Source organism: Polynucleobacter sp. 80A-SIGWE, assembly GCF_018882295.1.
Lineage (GTDB): Bacteria > Pseudomonadota > Gammaproteobacteria > Burkholderiales > Burkholderiaceae > Polynucleobacter.
The window spans coordinates 19,960-42,903 of the sequence record NZ_JACVOR010000003.1; the positions used below are offsets into that span (position 1 = coordinate 19,960).

The window sequence follows — 22,944 nt, forward strand, 5'->3', positions numbered from 1 at the left end:
ATGCCAAAGAAGACCATTCCGCTTTTTGCGCTAGGCTTTAGACCGTTTTATTTATTGGCGGCATTTTGGTCTGTAGTGGCTATTTTGGAATGGCTGATGGAGCTCAGTGGTTCAGGCATTCGAGGGATTGGCTCGATTCCTGGAATTCAGTGGCATGCGCATGAAATGATTTTTGGGTTTGCAACAACAGTTGTAGCTGGCTTCTCCCTAACTGCAGTTAGATCATGGACGGGGCTTGAGACACCTAAGGGCAGATCGTTAATGCTGCTAGCAATTTTCTGGATTGCGGGGAGACTTGGTCCGTTATTTAGTTCGTATTTTGTAATTATTGACATTCTGTTTTTGCCGATCATCGCAATGATTATTGGTAAGTTGATATTACAAAGAAACATGATGAGAAATCTATTCCTGCCCCTGATTCTTAGTGTTTTGGGAGTATTGAATGGGCTGTTCTATATGTCTGCCTATGGGCATATCAGCATTGATAGTAATGCCCCTTTGATTTCATCATTATTTTTAATTGTGATGATCGAAATCATGATTGGTGGTCGAGTGATCCCAAGCTTTACCGCAAATGCTATTGTTGGATTAAAGCAGTTTCGCAATAAATCATTTGCAGCTCTTGCGGTGGCATTAAGTGCCGCATCCTTTTTGCTTTGGACACTTTTTCCAGTCAGCGTTATTACTGCTCTTATATGCATTCTGACCGGCATATTACAGTTCATTTTGCTGTTAGGCTGGAAGCCCTTGGCTGCACGATCCAAGCCAATCCTATGGATCCTACACGCTGCCTATTTTTGGATTTCTTTAGGATTTATCCTTCTCGGCCTTTCATCTTTGGGGCTGGCCTCCATGTATATCGCTCTGCATGCTTTTGGTATTGGCGCTACGGGCGGCTTGATTATCGGCATGATTACCAGAACGGCTATGGGGCATACAGGCAGGCTGATTAAGGCAGGGGCAATCGAGGTGAGCTGTTATGTATTAGTGCAGGTGACAGCAGTGATTTGGATGGTTGCGCATTTAACAGTGGGCGTTTGGTTCCATTTTACGATTGGGCTAGCTGGCATCTGCTGGTGTTTGGCTTTCATTCTTTACATCTACAAGTACTTTCCTTGGCTTACCAAGCCCCGCTTGGATGGGCAACCAGGGTAGTGGCGCTATTGAGTTGATAGCGCATCTCTTATATGGGTATGCCAATGAATATGATGATTCCTTCCTTTTCAGGAGATCTACTAACTAAGAGCAGGATTGCACCGCTAGTCATCAAAGGCAAGACAATTCTTCCTATTGTGCAAGGCGGTATGGGTGTAGGGGTATCAGCTCATCGTCTTGCGGGCGCAGTTGCAAAAAATGGAGGCATGGGAACGATCTCCTCCATTGATTTGAGACGTTTGCATCCAGACTTAATGCAAGAGACCCAACACCTATCTCCTTGTTCGGATAGTCGAGAGGTCATTAATAAAGCGAACATTGAGGCATTAAGGCGGGAAATTACCCAGGCTAAAGTAGATTCTGAGGGATTTGGTTTAATTGCAGTAAACGTCATGAAGGCTGTGAATGAGTATGCCGCCTATGTGAGGTGTTCCTTAGAGAATGGAGCTGATGCCATCGTAGTGGGTGCCGGCTTACCGCTTGATTTACCGGATCTAGCGGCAGATTTTCCGGATGCCATTTTGATTCCAATTCTGTCAGAATCTAGAGGCGTTCAATTATTAGTAAAAAAATGGATGAAGAAAGGGCGTCTTCCTGATGCCATTGTGATCGAGAATCCTAGATTGGCTGGAGGGCATGTAGGGGCATCTAGCGTGGGGGATATTCACAACCCAAAATTTGATTTTGAAAATGTCATCCCTGAGGTGCTTACTTTTTTTAAATCCATCGGAATTGAAGGGCAGATTCCGCTAATTGCAGCTGGCGGAGTTTCTTCCTTACAAGACATTAAGCGCTTGCAGGCACTTGGAGCATCTGGCGTCCAGTTAGGCACTGCTTTTGCGGTAACTTGTGAGAGCGACGCTGACGAGGCATTTAAACATGTGCTGGCTAATGCCAAACAAAAGGATTTAGTTGAGTTTTTAAGTGTGGCTGGACTTCCAGCTAGAGCAGTCAAAACTCCCTGGCTTGGAAAGTATCTAAAGGTTGAGAGCATTCTGCAAGGTACGGCTCGCAAAAAACCACGTTGCACAATGATTTTTGATTGCCTTCATGATTGCGGCTTGCGTGATGGTAATAGTTCATGGGGTCAATTTTGCATTGATAAGGTCCTTGGGAGCGCCCTTACTGGCAATGTACAGAAAGGGTTGTTTTTTCGAGGGGCCGGCGCCTTACCTTTTGGCAATCAGATACGCCCCGTCATCGAATTAATTACCCAATTATTGTCAGAAGTGGAGCCAGAAAATTATGGTTATGCAGCCAATTAGTTTTGATGTATTAGCTGAAAAGTATTTAAAAAATGGTGAAAAAGATGAGCAAACTATTTTTGCAAGGGTGGCAAAAAGTCTCGCCTCAGTAGAAGAGCCGTCTCTACGCGAAGAAGTGGAGAAGAAATTCTTGGAGAATTTCAATGCAGGCGCCATTGGCGCCGGTCGCATTATGAGCTCAGCGGGAACTGGGATTAAGGCAACTCTAATTAATTGCTTTGTGCAGCCGGTTGGAGATTGTATTCAGGACTTAGATGAGGATGGTTACCCTGGTATTTATGAGGCTTTAAAGCAGGCTGCCGAAACTATGCGTCGTGGCGGCGGGGTTGGGTATGACTTTTCTAGAATTCGACCAAAAGGTTCCGAGGTCAAAGGAACCGCCTCAATTGCTTCAGGCCCTTGTAGTTACATCAATGTATTTGATCAATCCTGCTCCACAGTAGAAAGCGCTGGATCAAGACGGGGGGCTCAAATGGGCGTATTGAGAATAGACCACCCAGATATATTCGATTTCATTACGGCAAAAAGAACGCCGGGTCGATGGAATAACTTCAATGTCTCCGTTGGCGTTTCAAATGATTTCATGCGATCGGTTGAAAATGATGGGGAGATGGAGCTAGTACACAAGGCAAAGCCTGGTGAATTATTGATTGCGGATGGAGCTTACCAAAAATCGGATCAAATCTGGGTATACAAGAAAGTAAAAGCAAGAGATGTTTGGGATGCGGTTATGCAATCGGCCTATGATTTTGCCGAGCCTGGAATTTTATTTCTGGACAATATTAATCAGGATAATAATTTGTATTATTGCGAGAGGATTGAGGCGACCAATCCTTGTGGTGAGCAGCCCTTGCCTCCCTATGGTTGTTGTGACCTAGGCCCTATAATTCTCCCCAGATTTATCGTCAATCCTTTCGGGTTTTCAGGTGAACCTTATTTTGATTTCGATAAATTCTCTGAAGTAGTGAAGGTTCAAGTACGTATGCTTGATAACGTCTTGGATGCAACATACTGGCCACTTGAAGAGCAGGGATTAGAGGCCCACTCAAAGCGACGTATTGGCGTAGGCTTTACCGGTCTTGGAGATGCCTTAATTATGCTTAAGCTGGCATACAACAGCGCTCCAGCGAGATTAAAGGCCGCGGAAATATCAGAAAAGTTGCGTGATATTTCCTACGAGGCTTCAATTGCATTGGCTCAGGAGAAAGGGTCATTTCCAGATTTGGATATCGACCAATATCTTTCGGGTGGAAATTTTGCGAGTCGACTTGGTGAGGATTTGAAGAAAAAAATTCGGCAGTTTGGCTTGAGAAATAGCCACCTGTTGTCGATAGCGCCTACTGGAACAGTGAGTCTTGCATTCGCAGATAATGCATCAAATGGAATTGAGCCTCCTTTCTCATGGACATATACCAGAAAGAAAAGAGAGGCTGATGGCTCAACGAAAGAGTATGCGGTTGAGGATCACGCTTGGAGGATGTATAAGGAATTGGGTGGAGACGTCAATGTATTGCCAGAGTATTTCGTAACTGCCTTAGAAATGTCTGCTGAAGATCATATTTTGATGATGGAAGCAGTTCAACCATTTATTGATACCGCCATTTCAAAAACGGTAAATGTTCCGGCAGATTATCCTTATGAGAAATTTAAGGATCTATATCTAACGGCATGGAAGTCCAGACTCAAGGGAATGGCCACCTATCGACCCAATAGTATTTTGGGTTCGGTATTGCAGGTAACTCCTAGTCCAAACGAGAATCCCTTAAGCGCAGATCTAGATGGCGAGGATTGGAGAAATAGTCCGTCAAAAAAAGTGGTGGATCGCCGTCCTAATGGCGAATTACCTGCGGTGGCTGAGAAAATTAATTACTGGACTCAGGATGGGCAAAAAACGCTGTATTTAATTATTTCCTTTTTGACTGTTGAGGGGGTGGTTGCTGGCAAGAAAGCAAGTGTTGAGAGGGCAATTGAATTTTTTATGCCTGTAGGTCAAAGTGGAGAGTCTCAGCAGTGGATTACTTCGAGTATGCGAATGCTCTCTCTTGCAGCACGCGGAGGCTTCCTTGCAAGAGCTCTCAGTGATATGAGGAAGGTTGCTTGGGATAGAGGGGCTGTTCGATTAGGAACGAAGAAAAAGCAAGATGGTGCTGTAGCCCCAATGTGGCATGACTCTGAAGTGGCTGCTGTAGCTTTTGCTATTGAGAATATCCTAGCCAAAAGGGGAATTACAGAATTTAAAGCTGCAGAGGAGTTTACGATTGGTGAGCTTGATTCTCAAAAAAGCACGGGCGGGGGCCTAATGGCTGGGAAAAAATGTCCGGACTGTGGCGCTCATGCGATGATAAAAAAAGATGGCTGTGATTACTGCACAAGTTGTGGTTACGTCGGAGCGTGTGGCTAATCATCTGTGGATGCAGTGAGTTCAATATAGTTTTTGTTGAATCAACAAGATTATTGTTCGGGCTAGCAAAAATAGGACAAGCGCAGTAGAAATAGCAATTGCAATCGTCGCAGCTTGATGGGGCCAGCCTCCTCGTATAACCGCCTCAATGACGCAAGAGGTGGTTGCAGCAGCAGGGAATGCAAATGACCAAAATCCAAATGAAAAGGGGACCGCCGTCCAAGACCGCCATCTCGTGAGTACTGCAAAAATAGGACCTGATGCAATACCCAAACCTACCAAGATGGCATCAACTGGAAGGTTTGGCCAAATCGTAATGGCGGTGATGGTGCTAACTGCTGCTGGACCCATTTCAATTCCAATGGTTGGGCGAAATTGCGGTGGCAGAGGGCCTGCAAACAAGCGATGCAAAATGCGCATTTCTAATAACGCCCAACCTCCAAGACCCATTCCCCATACAAGATATCCAAATCCAGGCAATCCAATTGCAGCTAACGCAGCGCCTCCAACTAAGCCGCCAGGAACAATGGGTAGATACAGCGCTGGTGTTACTTGGTCAGTGGGCATATTACCCATTGAGAGCATATGAACCACTCGCCAAGCAATGGTGACTTGAATAATGAGCGCGATAGCAGTTAACGTATAAGCAAACGTAGAGTATTCCGGAAATCTGGGGAATAGTAGAGCGATAGCAAGCATTGTGCTAATAGGAAAATAAGCCATCATTGGGCCTAAAACCGGGTTTAAGAACTTCTCCCTAATCGCTTGAGGATAAAAAATCGCCTTAATACTCCAGAGTATTGTTAGAAAGCATAGAATGAAGATGCCGAGTACAAGAAAAAAACGTTCAATCCAAAAAGTTGAAATTGAAGTGACGTGAGAGTATTTACTCCATGCGAAGGAGAGGCTAAGTAAGCTTAGGGACATGCCAAATAGTCCTGGGTGTAGGCGATGAAGCCAATTGGGCTCTTTGTCTCTTTGTATCATTATTTATATATTGTGGAATGAAGAATACCGAATTTACCTTAAAAAAGAAACTAATGATCATTGGCACGACACTTTTGGTGTTGGCGATGATTTCTATTAGCTTTACTTTATGGGTTACTTGGAAGCTTGAGGGTGGCGCGGCAGCAATCAATGAGGCTGGCCGCATGAGAATGCAAACTTATCAGTTAGCCCTTCTGGTAAATGAGGGTGATGCTGCGGCAACAACTAAGCTAATAACTAAGTTTGACAACAGCATCATTACCCTTAAATATGGAGATCCAGCTCGGCCGCTATTTGTGCCTTGGAATCAATTAAATAAACAATTGTTTCTAAATATTTCTGGTCAATGGAGCAGCATCAAAGATGATCTACAGACGAGGAAGGCTACCAGTATTTCTGTATCGCGCATTGATAATTTTGTTGCGAATATTGATCGGTTTGTCGGGTCAATAGAAGTCGAGGTTGATTACTGGACAAATATGCTCCATCTATTCCAGTTTGCTATGTTGGCTATCTCTCTTTTTGCCACATTAGTCATCATGTATGTGGGGTATTCCGTTATTTTAGATCCAGTAGAGAAGCTGCGCATTGGTTTTGATGGTGTGAGATCCGGAAAATTAAATACACGAGTTCAAATCGAGGCAAAAGATGAATTTGGTGATTTGGCAATCGGCTTTAATTCAATGACTGAAACTATTAGTGACTTGTATAGCGGGTTAGAGGCAAAGGTCCGGGAAAAGACATTCCATTTACAAGAGCGACAAAATCGTTTGCAAGCGCTATATGATTTGAGTTCATTCGTTTCAACAGAAGATAATCTGGAAAGATTGGCTCAAGGATTTTCAAAGCGAATTTTGTCTATAACGGACGCTTCTGCCATCGCGATACGTTGGACAGATCAGGCAAATAAGAGATATTTTTTATTATCTGGCGCAAATTTACCCTCATCCATTGCCGAGGAAGAGCAATGTTTGGTTGCTGGAGACTGTTACTGTGGACAGTCTAGTGGTAATGCAGAAATTCAGGTAATTACATTTGATCCAAAGATAGAGGCGGATCGGCATTGCGTAAAGGCAGGTTATAACGCCCTTATTTCGGTTCCAATCCTATTTCAGCAAGATTTACTTGGCGAAATTGATATTTTTTATACTAAGGAGCAGTCGATAGATTCAGATCAGAGGGCCTTGCTAGGGACCTTGGCGCATCATTTGGCTGGGGCAATGGAGGCTTTGAGAATTAAAGCTTTGGAGAAAGAGGCGGCAATTTCTGAGGAGCGCAGTTTATTAGCAAGAGAGTTGCATGATTCAATTGCGCAGTCACTAGCGTTTTTAAAATTACAGGTTGGAATGCTCAGAGATGAGATCGTAGAGCCCGCTACGGAAAAGGCCAAAACTATCCTAGGTGAGTTGGATGAAGGCTTGAGAGAAAGTTATAGTGACGTGCGCGAGCTTTTGTTGCATTTTAGAACGCGTACTAATACCGAGGATATTGAACCTGCGATAAAGACGACTTTACAAAAATTCGAGCACCAATCCGGTATTCATACTGAGCTATCTGTTGAAGGGCAAGGACTTCCTTTAGCGCCAGATGTTCAGATTCAGGTAATGCATGTCATTCAAGAGGCCTTATCAAATATCAGAAAGCATTCGAAAGCGAGCATTGTAAGAGTCGAAGTAGCGCAATCGCCAAAATGGACGTTTAGAGTAATTGATGATGGGATTGGTTTTTCAACAGAGCTAAATACGGTTGATAGCACGCATGTGGGGATGAGTATCATGCAGGAACGTGCCAATAAAATTGGAGCCAAGCTGGAGTTGAGCTCGGAGGCATTGGCAGGAACCTGCATATCGTTAACTTTACCTACGTAGGTGATATTCTGTTATCTCAATATTGAAGGTGTGGAAAAAATTGGAAAAAATCCGGATTCTAGTTGTTGACGATCACACCTTATTTAGGCGAGGTTTGATCGCTTTAATTTCGCAGGCCAGTGACTTTGATGTTGTCGGCGAAGCTGGGGACGCTATTGAGGCGTTACGCTTATGTAAATCTCTAAAGCCGGATGTAATCTTGCTTGACAATCATTTGCCTGGCGCCAGTGGCATTCAATCGCTCCCTGATATTTTTCATGCATCCCCTGATTCGACTGTCATCATGCTTACAGTGAGCGAAGATGAATCTGATTTAATGCAAGCTTTGCAAAATGGCGCCCAGGGGTATTTGCTTAAAACTAGCGAGAAAGACGAGCTTCTACTTGGCATTCGGAAGGCGTTTGAAGGTGAGTCGGTTATTAGCAAGGAGCTGACTCATAAGCTAGTTAGCGCCTTTAAGACCAATACCAGAAAAGAAGATAAGCCCTCAAATACTTCTTTGGCGGCTACGTTATCACCCAGGGAGATCGATACTGTCCGCTTGATTGCCGTTGGGTCAAGTAATAAAGAAATCGCTCGGCAGCTTGGCATAGCTGAAACTACTGTCAAGATTCACGTACAGCATATTTTGAGAAAGCTCAACTTGACTTCTCGAGTACAGGTGGCAGTGTTTGCCAATGCTGAAGGCATTATTTCGTAAGTACTAGTCCTAAAGAACTATAAGCCACAGCTGCCTATAGTTCGACTGCTTTTTGAAAGTAGTCTTTTGGAGGATATTCTTAATCCCCGTTAGTTTTGATAATTAACTCATGACATTAAGGGGTATTCATGAGTTCGATAGCCAAAACTAGCGCTAAAGCATATTCAGTTTTGATTGTCAGCACATTTGCCTTCACCGTTTGCTTTATGGTGTGGATGATGTTCGGGGTGATTGGTATACCGATTAAAAAATCACTCGACTTAAGTGCAACTCAATTTGGTCTTTTAACAGCTACCCCTATTTTGACTGGTTCACTTGTACGTGTGCCCCTGGGAATCTGGACCGATCGATTCGGTGGTCGCATTGTGATGTTTTTACTGATGCTCTCTACAGTTATTCCTATCTGGATGATGAGTTATGCCAGCCAATATTGGCACTTTCTGGTTATTGGTCTATTCGTAGGCTTGGCTGGCGGATCGTTCTCTGTCGGCACTCCTTATGTAGCAAGATGGTTCCCAAAAAATCGTCAGGGTTTTGCAATGGGCGTCTATGGTGCTGGTAACTCTGGTGCCGCAGTTAACAAATTTATAGCGCCTGCCTTGGTGGTGGCATTTGGTTGGGCTGTAGTACCGCAGGTATATGCAGGCGTTATGTTGGGCGCAGCACTCTTATTTTGGATTTTTAGTGCTAGCGATCCTTCTCATTTGGTAACGAGCAATATTTCCTTTAAAGATCAATTAAAAGCCCTAAAAGACCCGAAAGTATTGCGCTACTGCCAGTACTACAGCATTGTCTTTGGTGGTTATGTTGGCCTCAGTTTGTGGATGGTGCAGTACTACGTCGGTGAGTTTGGTCTGGAAATTCGGACCGCCGCATTACTTGCTGCATGTTTCTCATTACCTGGTGGCGTATTAAGGGCAATTGGTGGATGGTTATCTGACAAATATGGTGCCCATCAGGTCACTTGGTGGGTAATGTGGGTAAGTTGGATTTGCCTTTTTTTACTCTCTTACCCCCAAACCGATTTCACTATCCAAACGATTAATGGGCCTGAGACTTTTCACATTGGCCTGAATATTTATTTGTTTACTGGCCTCATGTTCATCTTGGGCATTGCATGGGCGTTTGGTAAGGCCAGTGTTTTCAAATATATCGGCGACGACTACCCAGAAAATATCGGCACCATTTCAGGAATTGTTGGCTTGGCCGGTGGTTTGGGCGGATTCATTCTGCCGATTATGTTTGGCGCCATTTTAGATGTCACAGGGATTCGTTCAAGTGCATTCATGCTGATGTACGGCGTAGTGTGGGTATCGCTTATCTGGATGTATCTCACTGAAGTTCGTAAATCTGAAGTGATGGGTGCTAAATCCATTCCATCGCTTTCTTAAATATCGCAAAGAAAAGGAAACATCATGTCCTCGACCGTAATTTCGCGCTGGGAGCCGGAGAATAAGCAGTTTTGGGAATTTACTGGAAAGCCGATCGCGAAGCGCAATTTATTGATCTCGATCCCGGCCTTAACCCTTGCATTTGCAGTCTGGATGGTGTGGTCAGTAGTAGTGGTGAACTTACCGAATGTTGGATTTAAATTCTCGACGAATCAACTTTTTTGGTTGGCATCCCTTCCTGCATTATGTGGCGCTACTCTGCGAATTTTTTATTCTTTTGCAGTTCCAATCTTTGGAGGCAGACGCTGGACGGCATTTTCAACGGCATCATTATTAATTCCTGCTGTTGGCATCGGATTTGCAGTCCAGAATCCGGCAACCCCTTATGAGTTTTTTATCTTGCTAGCCTTGTTATGTGGGTTGGGTGGCGGAAATTTTGCTTCCTCAATGGCTAATATCAGCTTCTTTTACCCCAAAGCGCAAAAAGGCACGGCTTTAGGCCTTAATGCAGGTCTAGGTAATTTGGGGGTATCTATTGTTCAGTTAGTTGTACCGCTAGTGATTACAGCAGGCGTATTTGGTAGTTTAGGTGGTGACTCCACAATAATTTTAAAAGCCGGTAAAGAAGTTCCAATGTGGCTGCAAAATGCTGGCTTCATTTGGGTGCCTTTTATTGCGGTATCGGCAATTGCTGCCTGGTTTGGTATGAACGATTTGGCTGAGGCAAAAGCCTCTTTTGCTGATCAGGCAGTGATCTTTAAGCGCAAACATAACTGGCTCATGTGCTGGTTGTATTTGGGTACCTTCGGCTCTTTTATTGGCTACTCAGCTGGCTTTCCTTTGCTGATTAAGAGCCAATTTCCTGGCGTTAACGCGCTTAGTTATGCATGGCTTGGACCATTGGTTGGTGCATTAGCAAGACCTATAGGTGGATGGCTGGCAGATAAGCTAGGCGGCGCCAGAGTTACATTCTGGAACTTCATTGCAATGGGTGCTGGTGTATTTGCAGTCTTGAATTATCTGCCTCTTAAAGGCGCGGGTGGTGACTTCTACGGATTCTTGTTTGCATTTATGGTGTTGTTTGCAACATCTGGAATTGGCAATGGATCAACTTTCCGCATGATCCCAGTCATTTTCTTGACAGAGCGTCAACGTGCCGCTGGCAATACTCAGGCCGACAAGGACCAAGCAATTCGTGATGCCAATAAAGAAGCTGCAGCAGTGCTCGGTTTTAGTTCTGCAGTAGGTGCTTACGGAGGATTCTTCATTCCCAAGAGTTATGGAAGTTCTATTGCTGCTACAGGCGGTCCTGAAGCTGCCCTGTACTCGTTCATTGTTTTTTACGTTACCTGTACGTTCATTACCTGGTGGTATTACAGCCGTAAGAACGCACCAATGCCTTGCTAAGAAAATATTAAAGGATTGATATGAGTCACTTTTTAGATCGCCTCAAGTTTTTATCTGCAGATAAAGAAGAGTTTTCAGATGGCCATGGTGTGACGGTCGGAGAAGACCGCACGTGGGAAGACGCTTATCGTTCGCGCTGGCAGCACGATAAGATCGTACGTTCAACGCATGGTACCAATTGCACGGGATCATGTTCTTGGAAAATTTATGTCAAAGGCGGCATTGTTACTTGGGAAACTCAGCAAACTGATTACCCGCGCACTAGACCTGACCTGCCTAATCACGAGCCTCGGGGTTGTGCACGCGGCGCGAGCTACAGCTGGTACATGTACAGTGCCAATCGCGTGAAGTATCCAATGATCCGCGGCCGACTGCTAAAGCAGTGGCGTGAAGCAAAGTCGGTCGCCAAATCTCCGGTAGATGCTTGGGCAAATTTAGTTGAAAACACTGCTAAGCGCAAAGAGTGGATGGAGTTACGGGGTAAGGGTGGTTTCGTTCGCAGTTCGTGGGATGAGGTAAATGAAATCATTGCCGCAGCGAATGTCTATACGATTAAAAAGCATGGACCCGATCGGATTATTGGCTTCTCTCCGATCCCAGCAATGTCAATGGTGAGTTATGCAGCTGGATCGCGTTACTTAAGTCTAATCGGTGGCGTATGCATGAGCTTTTACGATTGGTATTGTGATTTGCCGCCAGCTAGCCCCCAGGTATGGGGTGAGCAAACCGATGTGCCGGAATCCGCTGATTGGTATAACTCTACTTTCATCATTGCATGGGGCTCTAATGTCCCTCAAACACGTACTCCCGATGCGCACTTTTTTACTGAGGTGAGATATAAGGGTGCTAAAACGGTGGCAATCACTCCGGACTATGCCGAAATTTCTAAATTAGCAGACATTTGGATGCACCCTAAGCAGGGTACAGATGCTGCGATTGCGATGGCCATGGGGCATGTCATTCTGAAAGAGTTTTATTTCAATAAGCGCACTGAGTATTTTGATGATTATGTACGTCGCTATACAGATATGCCAAATCTGGTGATGCTGGAAGAAAAAGTATTGGATGACGGCAGAAAAGTATTGGTTCCTGGACGCTATGCGCGTTCAAGCGATTTTGATGGCAAGCTTGGCCAGACTAATGGCGCCGACTGGAAAACGGTTGCATTCGATACAGCTGGCAAGCCGGTAGTACCGAATGGGTCCATTGGATTTAGATGGGGTCCGGAAGGACGTAAAGACCAGGGTAAATGGAATCTAGAATCAAAAGAAGCTAATTACGGTAATGATGTGAAATTGAAGTTATCACTAATGGAGGATCAGTCAATACATGATGTTGTCCCCGTTGGATTCCCATACTTTGGTGGTATTGATACACCATATTTTGATGCAAATAAGCAAAGTGATGTTCTTGTTCAGAATATACCTGCTAAGAAAATTATTCTTACTGAGAATGGCGTTGAAAAAGAAGTATTTGTAGCAACAGTTTTTGACTTATTGGCAGGTAATTATGGAATTGACCGTGGATTAGGTGGTGAATGCGCCAAATCTTATGATGACAATGTTCCCTATACTCCAGCATGGCAAGAATCTATTACCGGAGTAAAGCGTGAGCAAGTAATCGCAGTGGCTCGTCAATTTGCAGAAAATGCAGAAAAGACTAAAGGCAAGTCAATGGTCATTATTGGCGCTGCGATGAATCATTGGTATCACTGTGATATGAATTACCGCGGCATCATCAATATGTTAATGATGTGTGGCTGTATCGGCCAGAGCGGTGGTGGCTGGGCTCACTATGTAGGCCAAGAAAAATTACGCCCACAAACTGGTTGGACCCCCCTGGCTTTTGCACTGGATTGGATTCGTCCACCGCGTCAGCAAAACTCTACCAGTTTCTTTTATGCGCATACCGATCAATGGCGCTATGAAAAACTTGGTATGGAGGAGGTGTTATCGCCCCTAGCAAATAAAGAGGAGTACACGGGCAGCATGATTGACTTTAACGTCCGTGCAGAGCGGATGGGTTGGTTGCCATCGGCTCCCCAGTTAAAGACAAATCCCCTTGAGGTTGTAAAAGAGGCTCTTGCTGCAGGTAAAGATCCTAAGGAATATGTTGTTGATGGCTTGAAGTCTGGAGCATTACAAATGAGTTGCGAGGACCCAGATCATCCAAGCAATTGGCCGCGAAATATGTTCGTATGGAGATCTAATATTTTAGGATCCTCAGGAAAAGGGCACGAGTATTTTTTAAAACACCTACTGGGAACAAGTCACGGTGTTCAAGGCAAGGATCTTGGAGTTGATGAGGCAAGACCTTCTGAAGTTGAGTGGCATGATAAGGCGCCTGAAGGCAAGCTTGATTTATTAGTGACCTTAGATTTTCGGATGAGTACTACCTGTTTGTATTCCGACATTGTTCTACCTACTGCTACTTGGTATGAGAAGAATGACCTTAATACTAGCGACATGCATCCATTTATCCATCCGTTATCTACAGCCGTTGACCCTGCTTGGGAGGCTCGTAGTGATTGGGATATCTATAAAGGATTTGCGAAAAAGTTTTCAGAAGTGTGCGTAGGTCATCTGGGTGTTGAAAAAGAGATTGTGATGACTCCCTTAATGCACGATACGCCCGCTGAATTAGCTCAGGCATTTGATGTGCAGGAATGGAAGAAAGGTGAGTGCGATCTCATACCCGGCAAAACTGCGCCTCAAATTGCCGTAGTAGAGCGTGACTATCCAAATACTTATAACCGCTTTACAGCCTTAGGCCCACTGATGGACAAGGTTGGAAATGGCGGGAAGGGTATTGCCTGGGATACCAAGGTTGAAGTGGAGCAGTTGCGCGAGCTCAATGGTCGTGTTGAGCATGGTGAGATGAAGGGTATGGCAAAAATCTCAACGGATATTGATGCTGCTGAGGTTGTATTGATGCTTGCTCCTGAGACAAACGGACATGTAGCAGTCAAGGCTTGGGATGCATTATCCAAAATCACGGGCCTTGAGCATGCGCATTTAGCTTTGCATCGCGAAGATGAGAAGATTCGTTTCCGCGATATTCAGGCACAGCCAAGAAAGATCATCAGTTCGCCAACTTGGTCTGGACTGGAGAGTGAAAAAGTTTCTTATAACGCTTGTTATACAAACGTTCATGAGTACATTCCTTGGAGAACATTGACTGGCCGTCAACAGTTCTATCAGGATCACAAGTGGATGCGCGCATTTGGCGAAGGATTTGTTTCTTATAGACCACCGGTAGATTTAAAGACCATTATTGAGGTCAAGGGCATTAAGCCTAATGGTAATAAAGAAATTGTTTTGAATTTCATTACACCGCATCAAAAGTGGGGAATTCACTCCACCTACAGTGACAACTTAATGATGTTGACTCTGAATCGTGGTGGACCAGTCGTTTGGTTGAGTGAAGATGATGCGGTTAAAGCTGGCATTGTGGATAACGATTGGGTTGAGCTATATAACGCCAATGGAGCAATCGCAGCGAGAGCTGTCGTGAGCCAAAGGGTAAATCCAGGAATGGTCATGATGTACCACGCACAGGAAAAAATTATTAATACTCCTGGATCTGAAATTACAGGTATGCGTGGCGGTATTCATAACTCAGTAACTCGAATTGTTCTTAAGCCTACGCACATGATTGGTGGTTACGCACAGCTAAGTTATGGATTTAACTACTACGGAACCATTGGAACCAACCGAGATGAGTTTGTAACGGTTCGGAAGATGCGAAACATAGATTGGCTTGACACTGAAAATGCCAATTCAGTTCAGGCTTAACGGAGAATAAAGATGAAAATTCGCGCACAAATTGGCATGGTTTTAAACCTGGATAAATGTATCGGCTGTCACACATGCTCCGTTACTTGCAAGCAGGTTTGGACGAATCGTCCAGGGATGGAGTACGCCTGGTTTAACAACGTAGAAACAAAACCAGGAATCGGTTACCCAAAAAATTGGGAAGACCAAGAGAAGTGGAAGGGTGGCTGGAAACGTAAGAGCAATGGCAAGATTGAACCCAAACAAGGTGGTAGGTCCAAGATTTGGATGAACTTATTTGGGAACCCTAATTTGCCAGAAATCGACGATTACTACGAGCCGTTTACATTTGATTATGAGCATTTACAAAGCGCTCCCGAATCTAAGGCCACTCCGACTGCTCGCCCAAGAAGCTTGATCACTGGCAAGCGCATGGAGAAGATAGAGTGGGGCCCTAACTGGGAAGAGATTTTGGGCGGTGAATTTGCTAAACGAAGCAAAGATGCTAACTTTGATCAAATGCAAAAAGACGTATGGGGCCAGTTCGAAAATACATTCATGATGTATATGCCACGTCTGTGTGAACATTGTCTGAATCCTGCTTGTGTTGCATCTTGCCCATCAGGTTCTATTTACAAACGTGAAGAGGATGGGATTGTTTTAATTGACCAGGATAAATGCCGTGGATGGCGTATGTGCGTCTCTGCATGTCCGTATAAAAAGATTTATTACAACTGGAAAAGCGGTAAAGCAGAGAAATGCATTTTCTGCTATCCACGTATTGAGGCGGGTCAACCAACAGTCTGTTCGGAAACCTGTGTTGGCCGTATCCGTTATTTAGGTGTCATGCTTTACGATGCCGACCAAATTGAAAGCGCTGCCAGCGTTGAGAACGAAAAAGATTTATATAAAGCACAGTTGAAGGTATTTTTGGATCCAAATGATCCAGAAGTACAGAAACAAGCTTTAGCTGACGGCGTGCCTCCATCTTGGGTGGAGTCTGCCAAAAAGAGTCCTGTATACAAAATGGCGATGGATTGGAAAATTGCATTACCACTTCACCCCGAATATAGAACGCTTCCAATGGTTTGGTATGTTCCACCACTTTCCCCGGTTACTGGGGCAGTAGAGGCTGGTTATGTCGGAGTAAATGGCCATATTCCAGATGTGAAGCAGTTACGTATTCCGGTGCAATATTTAGCCAATATGTTAACTGCTGGAGATGAGGCTCCGGTGATATCCGCCTTAGAAAAAATGTTGGCAATGAGGGCATGGCAGCGAGATAAGCATGTGGATGGCACACGCAATCTAGAGGCATTGAAACAGGCTGGCATCTCTGAGGATCAGGTGGAAGATATGTATCAGACCATGGCGATTGCTAACTATGAAGATCGCTTTGTCATTCCAACATCGCATCGTGAGTATGCAGAAAATACATTCGATATGAAGGGAAGTTGCGGCTTTACTTTTGGAAACGGATGCTCTGATGGCGACTCTGAAGCAAGTCTCTTCGGCGGCACTAAGCGTCGCACCATTCCAATTAAGCCGGCTGTTTAGGAGAAATGATGAAACATTCACTACCATTACGAGCGCTTTCTAGATTTCTTCAGTATCCAGATGCAGAGCTTATTCAGCATTCAGCCGAAGTGACTAGTGCGCTATTGGCAATGCCAAAGCTCACTAAAAAGGTTCATGCCGGTCTAGTTGATTTTGTTAACCACCTGGAATCTGCAGATTTGTATGACCTGCAGGAAGAATATGTAGAGTGCTTTGATCGAGGTAGGGCGACATCCCTGCACTTGTTTGAGCATGTTCATGGAGACTCTCGTGAGCGCGGTCAAGCTATGGTCGACTTACTTCAAACTTATAAAGATGGTGGTTTAGAGTTAAGTGCTAATGAGCTTCCCGATCACTTGTCGGTAATTCTCGAGTTTGCCTCAACACTACCCTTAGATCAGTCCAAGCAATTTATTGGGGAAATGGCCCATATCTTGAATGCCGTCTACTCCACTTTAGTTGCTCGTAACAACCGCTACGCATGGTTGATAGCTGCAGCTATAGAGTTCTCCGGTGAAAAATTCAAAATTGTTGAATTGAAGATTGAGGAAGAGTCTATGGATGAAGAGTGGGCAGAGCCTCCAGCATTTGGCGGATGCTCAACCCGTGGCCAATCCAAACCTGGTGAAGAGCAACCGCTTCAATTTGTCAAACGTGCGAAAGAGTTCAAAGGAGTTCAACCATGAGCTATCTAGATACATTTATTTTTGGAATTTATCCTTACATTTGCCTTGCGGTATTTTTTGTAGGAAGTCTTATTCGGTTTGATAGGGATCAGTACACCTGGAAAAGCGACTCAAGCCAATTATTACGTAAGAAACAATTGCGCATAGGCAGCATCTTCTTTCATATTGGCGTACTCTTTTTATTCTTTGGCCACTTCTTTGGCATGCTGACACCACATTTCTTGTATGAGCCATTTATTACTGCCGGACAAAAGCAGGTTATGGCAATGGCAAGTGGTGGCATCGCTGGCGTATTTGGATTTATTGGATTAACCATTCTTTTACATAGACGTTTGACCGACGATCGAATCCGTATTACTTCAAAGCCAAGTGATATTTTGATTGTTGTAGTGCTCTGGTTGCAGTTATTGCTCGGTTTAGCAACCATTCCTCTATCTGGCCAACATTTAGATGGTTCGGTCATGATGAAGCTGGCAGGCTGGGCTCAACATATAGTCACCTTACGTGGTGGAGCTGTTGAGTTATTAAGTGGGGTAGATTGGGTATTTAAATTGCACATGTTCTTAGGTATGACAATCTTCTTAATATTCCCATTTACTCGCCTAGTCCATGTTTGGAGCGGGTTTGCATCCATCACCTATCTGGTAAGACCATATCAAATTGTACGTAGTAGAAAATTCGGTATGGGTCGTAAGTAAACGATGAGAGCAATTGACGATGCCAGATGAGTTATTGGATCGACTGCGCAAATTTCGGACAGAATATTTCCCGGCGCATCGCCAAGAATTTACAAGCCTTATTCAAAATGGGCAGACACCTAAAACCTTATTTTTAGGTTGTTCTGATTCCAGAATTGTTCCATATTTACTTACCGGAACGGGGCCTGGGGACTTGTTTATTTTGCGCAATGTAGGCGCCATTGTTCCACCTTACGATGGCTCCTATGGTATTCATGGGACGGCTGCAGGAATTGAATTTGCAGTAATGCAACTAAAGGTCAGTCGAATTGTTGTATGTGGACATAGTCATTGTGGGGCAGTCAGGTCAGCTTATGAAGGGGTGCCAGAAGAGGCGATTAATTTAAGTGCTTGGCTTGAATTAATTGATGAGGCACTTTTGCCGGTCTGCCAAACCCCTGAGGCACTCCGAAGGGTGGAGCAACGCTCAGTCATCTTGCAGCTAGAACGTTTAATGGAATACCCAATGGTTCGCTCACAAGTTGAAAACAAGGAGTTAACCCTTCACGGTTGGTATTACGTAATTGAAGAGGGTGAAGTGCAGGTATTTGATGTAACTGAAGGAAAGTTTATCCCGGCGCACCATGCAGATAACTGCGGAACTGGGCCTTACGCTGATGATCATTTTGATGGAGATCCAAAACATGTCGAATAACCAGACTGCAGAAATGGCGGCAGCATTAATTAGCTCAAGACAATCATTTTTGCCTAAAAGGCTATTTCAGCCTGGGCCTACCCCAGAGCAATTGGAAACTATTTTTTCGATGGCTGCGACGGCGCCTGATCATAATTTGACTCGTCCGTGGCGTTTTGTTATCTGCCCTCTTGAGTGCAGGGGGTTATTAGCGGACGCCTTTGCAAAATCATTGCTTGAGCGGGACCCGGGCGCAACTGAGCAACAAGTTCAGGACGCCATGGTTAAAGCCCATAGAGCACCTTTGGTAATGCTAGCAATTGTGAATGCTAGAGGTACGGATTCAGAAGTTCCACCTAGCGAACGAATTATTTCTGCTGGATGTGCCATACAGAACGTCTTTTTAATTTCCCATGCTATGGGATTTGGTGCAAGTCCAACAAGTGGTAAATCAATGTATATGAAGCCGGTAAGGGAGCTATTTGGCCTTCAAGATTACGAGGATCCATTGTGTTTTATTAATATAGGCACCCCAGATAGATCCACCCCTCCAAAGTCACGTATGGTCCCCTCCGAATTTGTGACTACCTTGGAGTTCTAAGCGCCTAATTAACTAATAACCTAAACAAATATAGCTTGAATATTGATTTCTGCTAAATTCTCTAATATATGAGTAATCGTTGGGAAAGCTATCTATCTAGACTTAAAAAGTACATCCCACCAGATCCTTATGGATTTTCTTGGTTAGAAATCCTTAGGATTTGCTTTGGGGTAGATGTGCTGATCATTGCTGTTGTGATGTTTAATGAGCTAGTTGGCGTACCTGAGCAAGCGGTGCCTATCAATGCTGCTTTTTTGGTGATGGCGCTGATGATTTTTCTAATGCCATCTAGCCCGATGTTTCATCCTAAGGCAATTATCGAAGGCAACGTGGTTTCTGCATTACTGGCTGCAGCCAGCGCCTCTATCTTCCCTTCGCCATTTGTGGGAATGCCAGCAGCGGTTGTCGCTTCAGCTTTAGCTATGTATAGTTTAAAGTGCTTTAGCCCAACAGCTTTATTACTGGCAATGTTTATCGCCGCTGGAAATATTAGTAGCTATTACTTTGCGATCTATCCTATTTTTGCGGACTCGTTAGTCCTGGTTGCCGCTGCATATCTGTACGGAAAATTAACCAAGAAACCCTACCCGATTAAGGAACTTAGCAAACAGGGTTAAAAGCAACGCAACATATGTAATTTAGATTAAGTCCTAGTCTTGGGATGCGCTTTAAATTACCTCAATGCAGTATTTTTGACTAAGTGGGGGTGTGTATGGGAAAGAAAGATTCTTGCCCGTTGGACGGAAGCTGGACTCGCGATCATTGCACGGCATATAACGATCGTAAAAAGCATCAAACTCTGTCTGAGTGTGTGCATAGAGATAATTGCACTAATTTTAGGAAAATTATAGAGTCTGATCTGGATGAGTCAGTATCAAGTTCAAAAAAAATTTTATTAAATGGAATTCCTAATATTTTTGAGGATTAATTTCTTTTTTGGAGGCATTAATCGATACACTTGAAAACGCAAAATCTCCAATCTGAAATTAAACTACGAGAACCTTTAAATTTAGTTGGGTTATTTATCTAGGCGTTGCTTTGACTAAGGTTTAAGCTTCAAAAGACTTCGCAAATACCCAAATCTACAATAGAAGGACAGCTATTGCTAGATTAAGCGATCACATATTGGCCATTGAATTCTTATTATCAATGTTGTGTTTTTTGGATTTATCTTCTGCTACCAATAATGCATTTTTAGTTTATTTAATTTTTTTACTGCCTGAAGATCATTATTCATTATATATTAATATATAATGAATAATGATCCAAGGAAAAGCAAAGTAGACAAAAAGCGAGAGTTAACTTTGATTGAGTTGATCTCCTATGAAATGGGTAATTAAATCGCTATTTGACAACCAAAAGGAGCATCATTAAGGGACACATCTCGTTTACTTAAGTTTATTGATGGTTCGCAAAATATAAACCTAGATTCAAATATGAATACCACCATTAAATTAAAAGAACTTTTTAGTTCACTGCTGCTCCGAATGCGTGAATTGAACATTACCCGCCGTCAATTACTGATGGGTCTCACGCTTACATTTTTATTAGTCGTATTTGGATTTGTTGTTCTAAATTCTGGGCCTTTAGCGTCCACAAAAGTGACGACTATTAAAGTTAGCGATCAATCGCTTGCACCCACACTATTTGGAGTGGGAACAATTGAAGCGAGGCGGTCATATTTGATGGGACCAGTAGTTGCTGGACGCGTTTCAAACGTATATGTAGATGTAGGCAATTTGGTTAAAGAGGGTCAACTACTTGCCGAGATGGATTCTATTGATCTGAATCAGAGAATGATTGCTGCTGAGGCACAAGTGACTGATGCAAAGGCACGCTTACTGCTGGCTTCTGAAACGTACAAGCGATATGTGGAGTTGGGAAAGAAAAATTTTATTAGCCCAATTGTTGTTGAAGGCAAGTCACAGGAACTCAATTCAGCAAAAGCGATTGTTCAAAAAACAACTGCTGATTTGGCTGGGCTTAAACAACAAGAGCTTAATATTAAATTAAGGGCTCCAGTAGATGGGATCATTACATCTAGAGATGCCGAGCCAGGCTCAACTGTTATTGCTGGTCAGGCGGTTTTAAAATTAATCGACCCAACGAGCCTATGGATTAAGACGCGTTTTGACCAAGGTAAGTCAATGGGATTAGCCGTTGGCTTAGATGCAAATGTGATATTGCGCTCTAATCCACATCACCCAATCTCGGGCAAGGTAGTTCGCGTTGAGATGCTCAGTGATAGTGTCGCGGAAGAACGCATTGCCCAAATTGAAATGATAGATATGCCCAAGACTGTTTCAATTGGGGAGATGGCAGAAGTGACATTGCAATTAGCCTCTAGTGAATATGGCCTTAGCTTGCCCAATGCAAGCATTAAAAAGAGGGGTGATGAAACTGGGGTATGGGTGCTCAAGGATGGCAAGCCCCATTTTGCTCGGGTACAAATTGGACAAAACGGCTTAAATGGTCAAGTGGTTATTCTGAGTGGACTTAAGAGTGGTGATGAAGTTGTTCTCTATAGCGATGCTGAAATTAAAGAAGGGCAGCGTATTAAGGTGGTTGATTCTTTATTGAAGAAAACGCCGTGATTAGCCTAGCGGGTCGTGACATTGCGCATTCTTGGGGTAAGTTTGCTCTAACGGGATTGGGTCTCGGACTGCTAATCGGTGTCACTCTAACAATGGCAGGGGTATATCGAGGCATGGTGGATGATGCCATGGCCCTACTAAACAATAGTGGTGCAGATCTTTGGGTGGTACAAAAAGATACCCAAGGCCCTTATGCTGAAGCATCCAGTATTCGAGATGATTACGTCAGGGGCGTGTTGGGGATGCCGGGCGTTGCACGCGCAGCTAACATCACCTATCTCACAATGCAGGTTCGTAAAGGGCAGAGTGACACTAGAGCCATGGTGGTTGGGGTGGAAAGTGGGCAGCTTGGTGAGCCGGCTTATTTGATTTCTGGTCGACACATAGTCCAATCACACTATGAAGCTTTAGCAGATATCAAAACGGGGTTTGAGCTAAACGACCTGATTCAAATTAAGCGCCATCAGTATCGGGTAGTAGGTTTAACTCGCCGTATGGTTTCATCGGGCGGCGATCCAATGGTATTCATTCCGATTAAAGATGCACAAGAGGCGCAATTTCTAAAGGACAACGATGCGATTCTGAATGATCGCGCCAGAAATACAGCTAATCCAAGTTTGAATCGCCCCATTCCTGGGTTATTGGATGCTATTACGGCATCGCAATCTACCAATCATAGCGTTAATGCCATCCTTGTTCAAATCCAAGAGGGAAGAACTCCGGAGGAGGTGGCTAAACCAATCCGTCGCTGGAAACATCTTGAGGTGTATACAAGAGCGCAGATGGAAGAAATCCTTGTTGCCAAGTTGATTGCAAATTCTGCGAAACAAATTGGTATGTTTCTAGTGATCTTGGCGGTAGTAAGCGCTGCCATTGTGGCTTTCATTATCTACACCATGACCCTAGGAAAGATAAGGGAGATTGCGGTGTTGAAATTGATTGGTACTCAAAATAGTACTATTGCCAGCATGATCTTGCAGCAAGCCCTTGGCTTGGGGTTAATTGGCTTTATTGTGGGAAAAACTTCCGCTACTTTTTGGGCGCCGCTATTTCCAAAGTATGTTTTATTAGAGCCTGTAGATGCAATCATCGGATTCATTTTAGTGATGGTCATTTGCGCTCTAGCTAGTACCTTGGCGATTAGAGCTGCTTTGCTGGTAGATCCTGCCCAAGCGATTGGAGGCTGAT

General features: G+C 44.0%; 17 protein-coding genes. 16 read left to right on the plus strand and 1 reads right to left on the minus strand.

The features are described from left to right. Genes ICN25_RS09745 through ICN25_RS09755 form a run of 3 tightly spaced genes read left to right on the plus strand, consistent with a single transcriptional unit; the run spans position 1 to position 4,821 of the window. The gene (locus ICN25_RS09745) at positions 1-1,155 is read left to right on the plus strand and encodes an NnrS family protein (RefSeq protein ID WP_216182422.1); all 1,155 of its coding nucleotides are present in this window, start codon (positions 1-3) and stop codon (positions 1,153-1,155) included. Positions 1,156-1,205: 50 nt separating this feature from the next. After that, positions 1,206-2,420 (plus strand): nitronate monooxygenase family protein, encoded by a 1,215-nt coding sequence (locus ICN25_RS09750; protein WP_255536765.1) that lies wholly within the window; start codon positions 1,206-1,208, stop codon positions 2,418-2,420. Next, positions 2,401-4,821: an adenosylcobalamin-dependent ribonucleoside-diphosphate reductase gene (locus tag ICN25_RS09755; protein ID WP_216182428.1), complete on the plus strand. Its 2,421-nt coding sequence runs from the start codon at positions 2,401-2,403 to the stop codon at positions 4,819-4,821. The genes ICN25_RS09750 and ICN25_RS09755 overlap by 20 nt, the downstream gene beginning before the upstream one ends. Before the next feature lie 21 nt (positions 4,822-4,842). On the opposite strand, the gene ICN25_RS09760 is transcribed toward ICN25_RS09755, so the two are convergent. Further along, positions 4,843-5,808: a potassium-tellurite ethidium and proflavin transporter gene (locus ICN25_RS09760; protein WP_015420595.1), complete on the minus strand. Its 966-nt coding sequence runs from the start codon at positions 5,806-5,808 to the stop codon at positions 4,843-4,845. Positions 5,809-5,825: 17 nt separating this feature from the next. Here ICN25_RS09760 and ICN25_RS09765 point away from each other — a divergent pair, with 17 nt between their 5' ends. The 13 genes from ICN25_RS09765 (at position 5,826) to ICN25_RS09825 (ending at position 22,943) form a co-directional block, all read left to right on the plus strand. Next, on the plus strand, positions 5,826-7,676 hold the full coding sequence (locus tag ICN25_RS09765) for a type IV pili methyl-accepting chemotaxis transducer N-terminal domain-containing protein (protein ID WP_041484816.1): 1,851 nt from the start codon (positions 5,826-5,828) through the stop codon (positions 7,674-7,676). A 40-nt stretch (positions 7,677-7,716) separates the two neighbouring features. Continuing rightward, the gene (locus ICN25_RS09770; RefSeq protein ID WP_216860525.1) at positions 7,717-8,376 is read left to right on the plus strand and encodes a response regulator; all 660 of its coding nucleotides are present in this window, start codon (positions 7,717-7,719) and stop codon (positions 8,374-8,376) included. 128 nt (positions 8,377-8,504) lie between these two features. Next, entirely contained in the window at positions 8,505-9,767 is a 1,263-nt protein-coding gene (locus tag ICN25_RS09775; protein WP_216182431.1) for a nitrate/nitrite transporter, read from the plus strand. Between the two features lie 24 nt (positions 9,768-9,791). Further along, complete coding sequence (locus ICN25_RS09780; RefSeq protein WP_216182435.1) at positions 9,792-11,174, plus strand: NarK family nitrate/nitrite MFS transporter; 1,383 nt, start codon at positions 9,792-9,794, stop codon at positions 11,172-11,174. A gap of 20 nt (positions 11,175-11,194) precedes the next feature. Then, a complete protein-coding gene (locus tag ICN25_RS09785) occupies positions 11,195-14,968 on the plus strand; it encodes a nitrate reductase subunit alpha (RefSeq protein ID WP_216182438.1) in 3,774 nt (1,257 codons plus the stop codon). A 12-nt stretch (positions 14,969-14,980) separates the two neighbouring features. Further along, positions 14,981-16,504, plus strand: coding sequence for a nitrate reductase subunit beta (gene narH / locus ICN25_RS09790; RefSeq protein WP_216182441.1), 1,524 nt, complete (start codon positions 14,981-14,983; stop codon positions 16,502-16,504). 8 nt (positions 16,505-16,512) lie between these two features. Further along, positions 16,513-17,190: a nitrate reductase molybdenum cofactor assembly chaperone gene (gene narJ / locus ICN25_RS09795; protein ID WP_370624735.1), complete on the plus strand. Its 678-nt coding sequence runs from the start codon at positions 16,513-16,515 to the stop codon at positions 17,188-17,190. Beyond that, positions 17,187-17,888: a respiratory nitrate reductase subunit gamma gene (gene narI / locus ICN25_RS09800; protein WP_216182447.1), complete on the plus strand. Its 702-nt coding sequence runs from the start codon at positions 17,187-17,189 to the stop codon at positions 17,886-17,888. The genes narJ and narI overlap by 4 nt, the downstream gene beginning before the upstream one ends. 19 nt (positions 17,889-17,907) lie before the next feature. Beyond that, positions 17,908-18,582, plus strand: coding sequence for a carbonic anhydrase (locus tag ICN25_RS09805; RefSeq protein WP_216182450.1), 675 nt, complete (start codon positions 17,908-17,910; stop codon positions 18,580-18,582). Further along, a complete protein-coding gene (locus ICN25_RS09810; RefSeq protein ID WP_255532669.1) occupies positions 18,572-19,162 on the plus strand; it encodes a nitroreductase in 591 nt (196 codons plus the stop codon). The genes ICN25_RS09805 and ICN25_RS09810 overlap by 11 nt, the downstream gene beginning before the upstream one ends. 68 nt (positions 19,163-19,230) lie before the next feature. Further along, positions 19,231-19,779 (plus strand): HPP family protein, encoded by a 549-nt coding sequence (locus tag ICN25_RS09815; RefSeq protein ID WP_216182467.1) that lies wholly within the window; start codon positions 19,231-19,233, stop codon positions 19,777-19,779. An 819-nt stretch (positions 19,780-20,598) separates the two neighbouring features. Next, positions 20,599-21,756 (plus strand): efflux RND transporter periplasmic adaptor subunit, encoded by a 1,158-nt coding sequence (locus ICN25_RS09820; RefSeq protein WP_255536764.1) that lies wholly within the window; start codon positions 20,599-20,601, stop codon positions 21,754-21,756. Beyond that, positions 21,753-22,943: an ABC transporter permease gene (locus tag ICN25_RS09825; protein WP_216182470.1), complete on the plus strand. Its 1,191-nt coding sequence runs from the start codon at positions 21,753-21,755 to the stop codon at positions 22,941-22,943. The genes ICN25_RS09820 and ICN25_RS09825 overlap by 4 nt, the downstream gene beginning before the upstream one ends. Position 22,944 lies beyond the last annotated feature (1 nt).

Bases quoted from the DNA above. Each gene is read 5' to 3' on its own strand.
- ICN25_RS09745 (WP_216182422.1), top strand. From the start codon at position 1: ATGCCAAAGAAGACCATTCCGCTTTTTGCGCTAGGCTTTAGACCGTTT.
- ICN25_RS09750 (WP_255536765.1), top strand. From the start codon at position 1,206: ATGATGATTCCTTCCTTTTCAGGAGATCTACTAACTAAGAGCAGGATT.
- ICN25_RS09755 (WP_216182428.1), top strand. From the start codon at position 2,401: ATGGTTATGCAGCCAATTAGTTTTGATGTATTAGCTGAAAAGTATTTA.
- ICN25_RS09760 (WP_015420595.1), bottom strand. From the start codon at position 5,808: ATGATACAAAGAGACAAAGAGCCCAATTGGCTTCATCGCCTACACCCA.
- ICN25_RS09765 (WP_041484816.1), top strand. From the start codon at position 5,826: ATGAAGAATACCGAATTTACCTTAAAAAAGAAACTAATGATCATTGGC.
- ICN25_RS09775 (WP_216182431.1), top strand. From the start codon at position 8,505: ATGAGTTCGATAGCCAAAACTAGCGCTAAAGCATATTCAGTTTTGATT.
- ICN25_RS09780 (WP_216182435.1), top strand. From the start codon at position 9,792: ATGTCCTCGACCGTAATTTCGCGCTGGGAGCCGGAGAATAAGCAGTTT.
- ICN25_RS09785 (WP_216182438.1), top strand. From the start codon at position 11,195: ATGAGTCACTTTTTAGATCGCCTCAAGTTTTTATCTGCAGATAAAGAA.
- narH (WP_216182441.1), top strand. From the start codon at position 14,981: ATGAAAATTCGCGCACAAATTGGCATGGTTTTAAACCTGGATAAATGT.
- narJ (WP_370624735.1), top strand. From the start codon at position 16,513: ATGAAACATTCACTACCATTACGAGCGCTTTCTAGATTTCTTCAGTAT.
- narI (WP_216182447.1), top strand. From the start codon at position 17,187: ATGAGCTATCTAGATACATTTATTTTTGGAATTTATCCTTACATTTGC.
- ICN25_RS09805 (WP_216182450.1), top strand. From the start codon at position 17,908: ATGCCAGATGAGTTATTGGATCGACTGCGCAAATTTCGGACAGAATAT.
- ICN25_RS09810 (WP_255532669.1), top strand. From the start codon at position 18,572: ATGTCGAATAACCAGACTGCAGAAATGGCGGCAGCATTAATTAGCTCA.
- ICN25_RS09815 (WP_216182467.1), top strand. From the start codon at position 19,231: ATGAGTAATCGTTGGGAAAGCTATCTATCTAGACTTAAAAAGTACATC.
- ICN25_RS09820 (WP_255536764.1), top strand. From the start codon at position 20,599: ATGAATACCACCATTAAATTAAAAGAACTTTTTAGTTCACTGCTGCTC.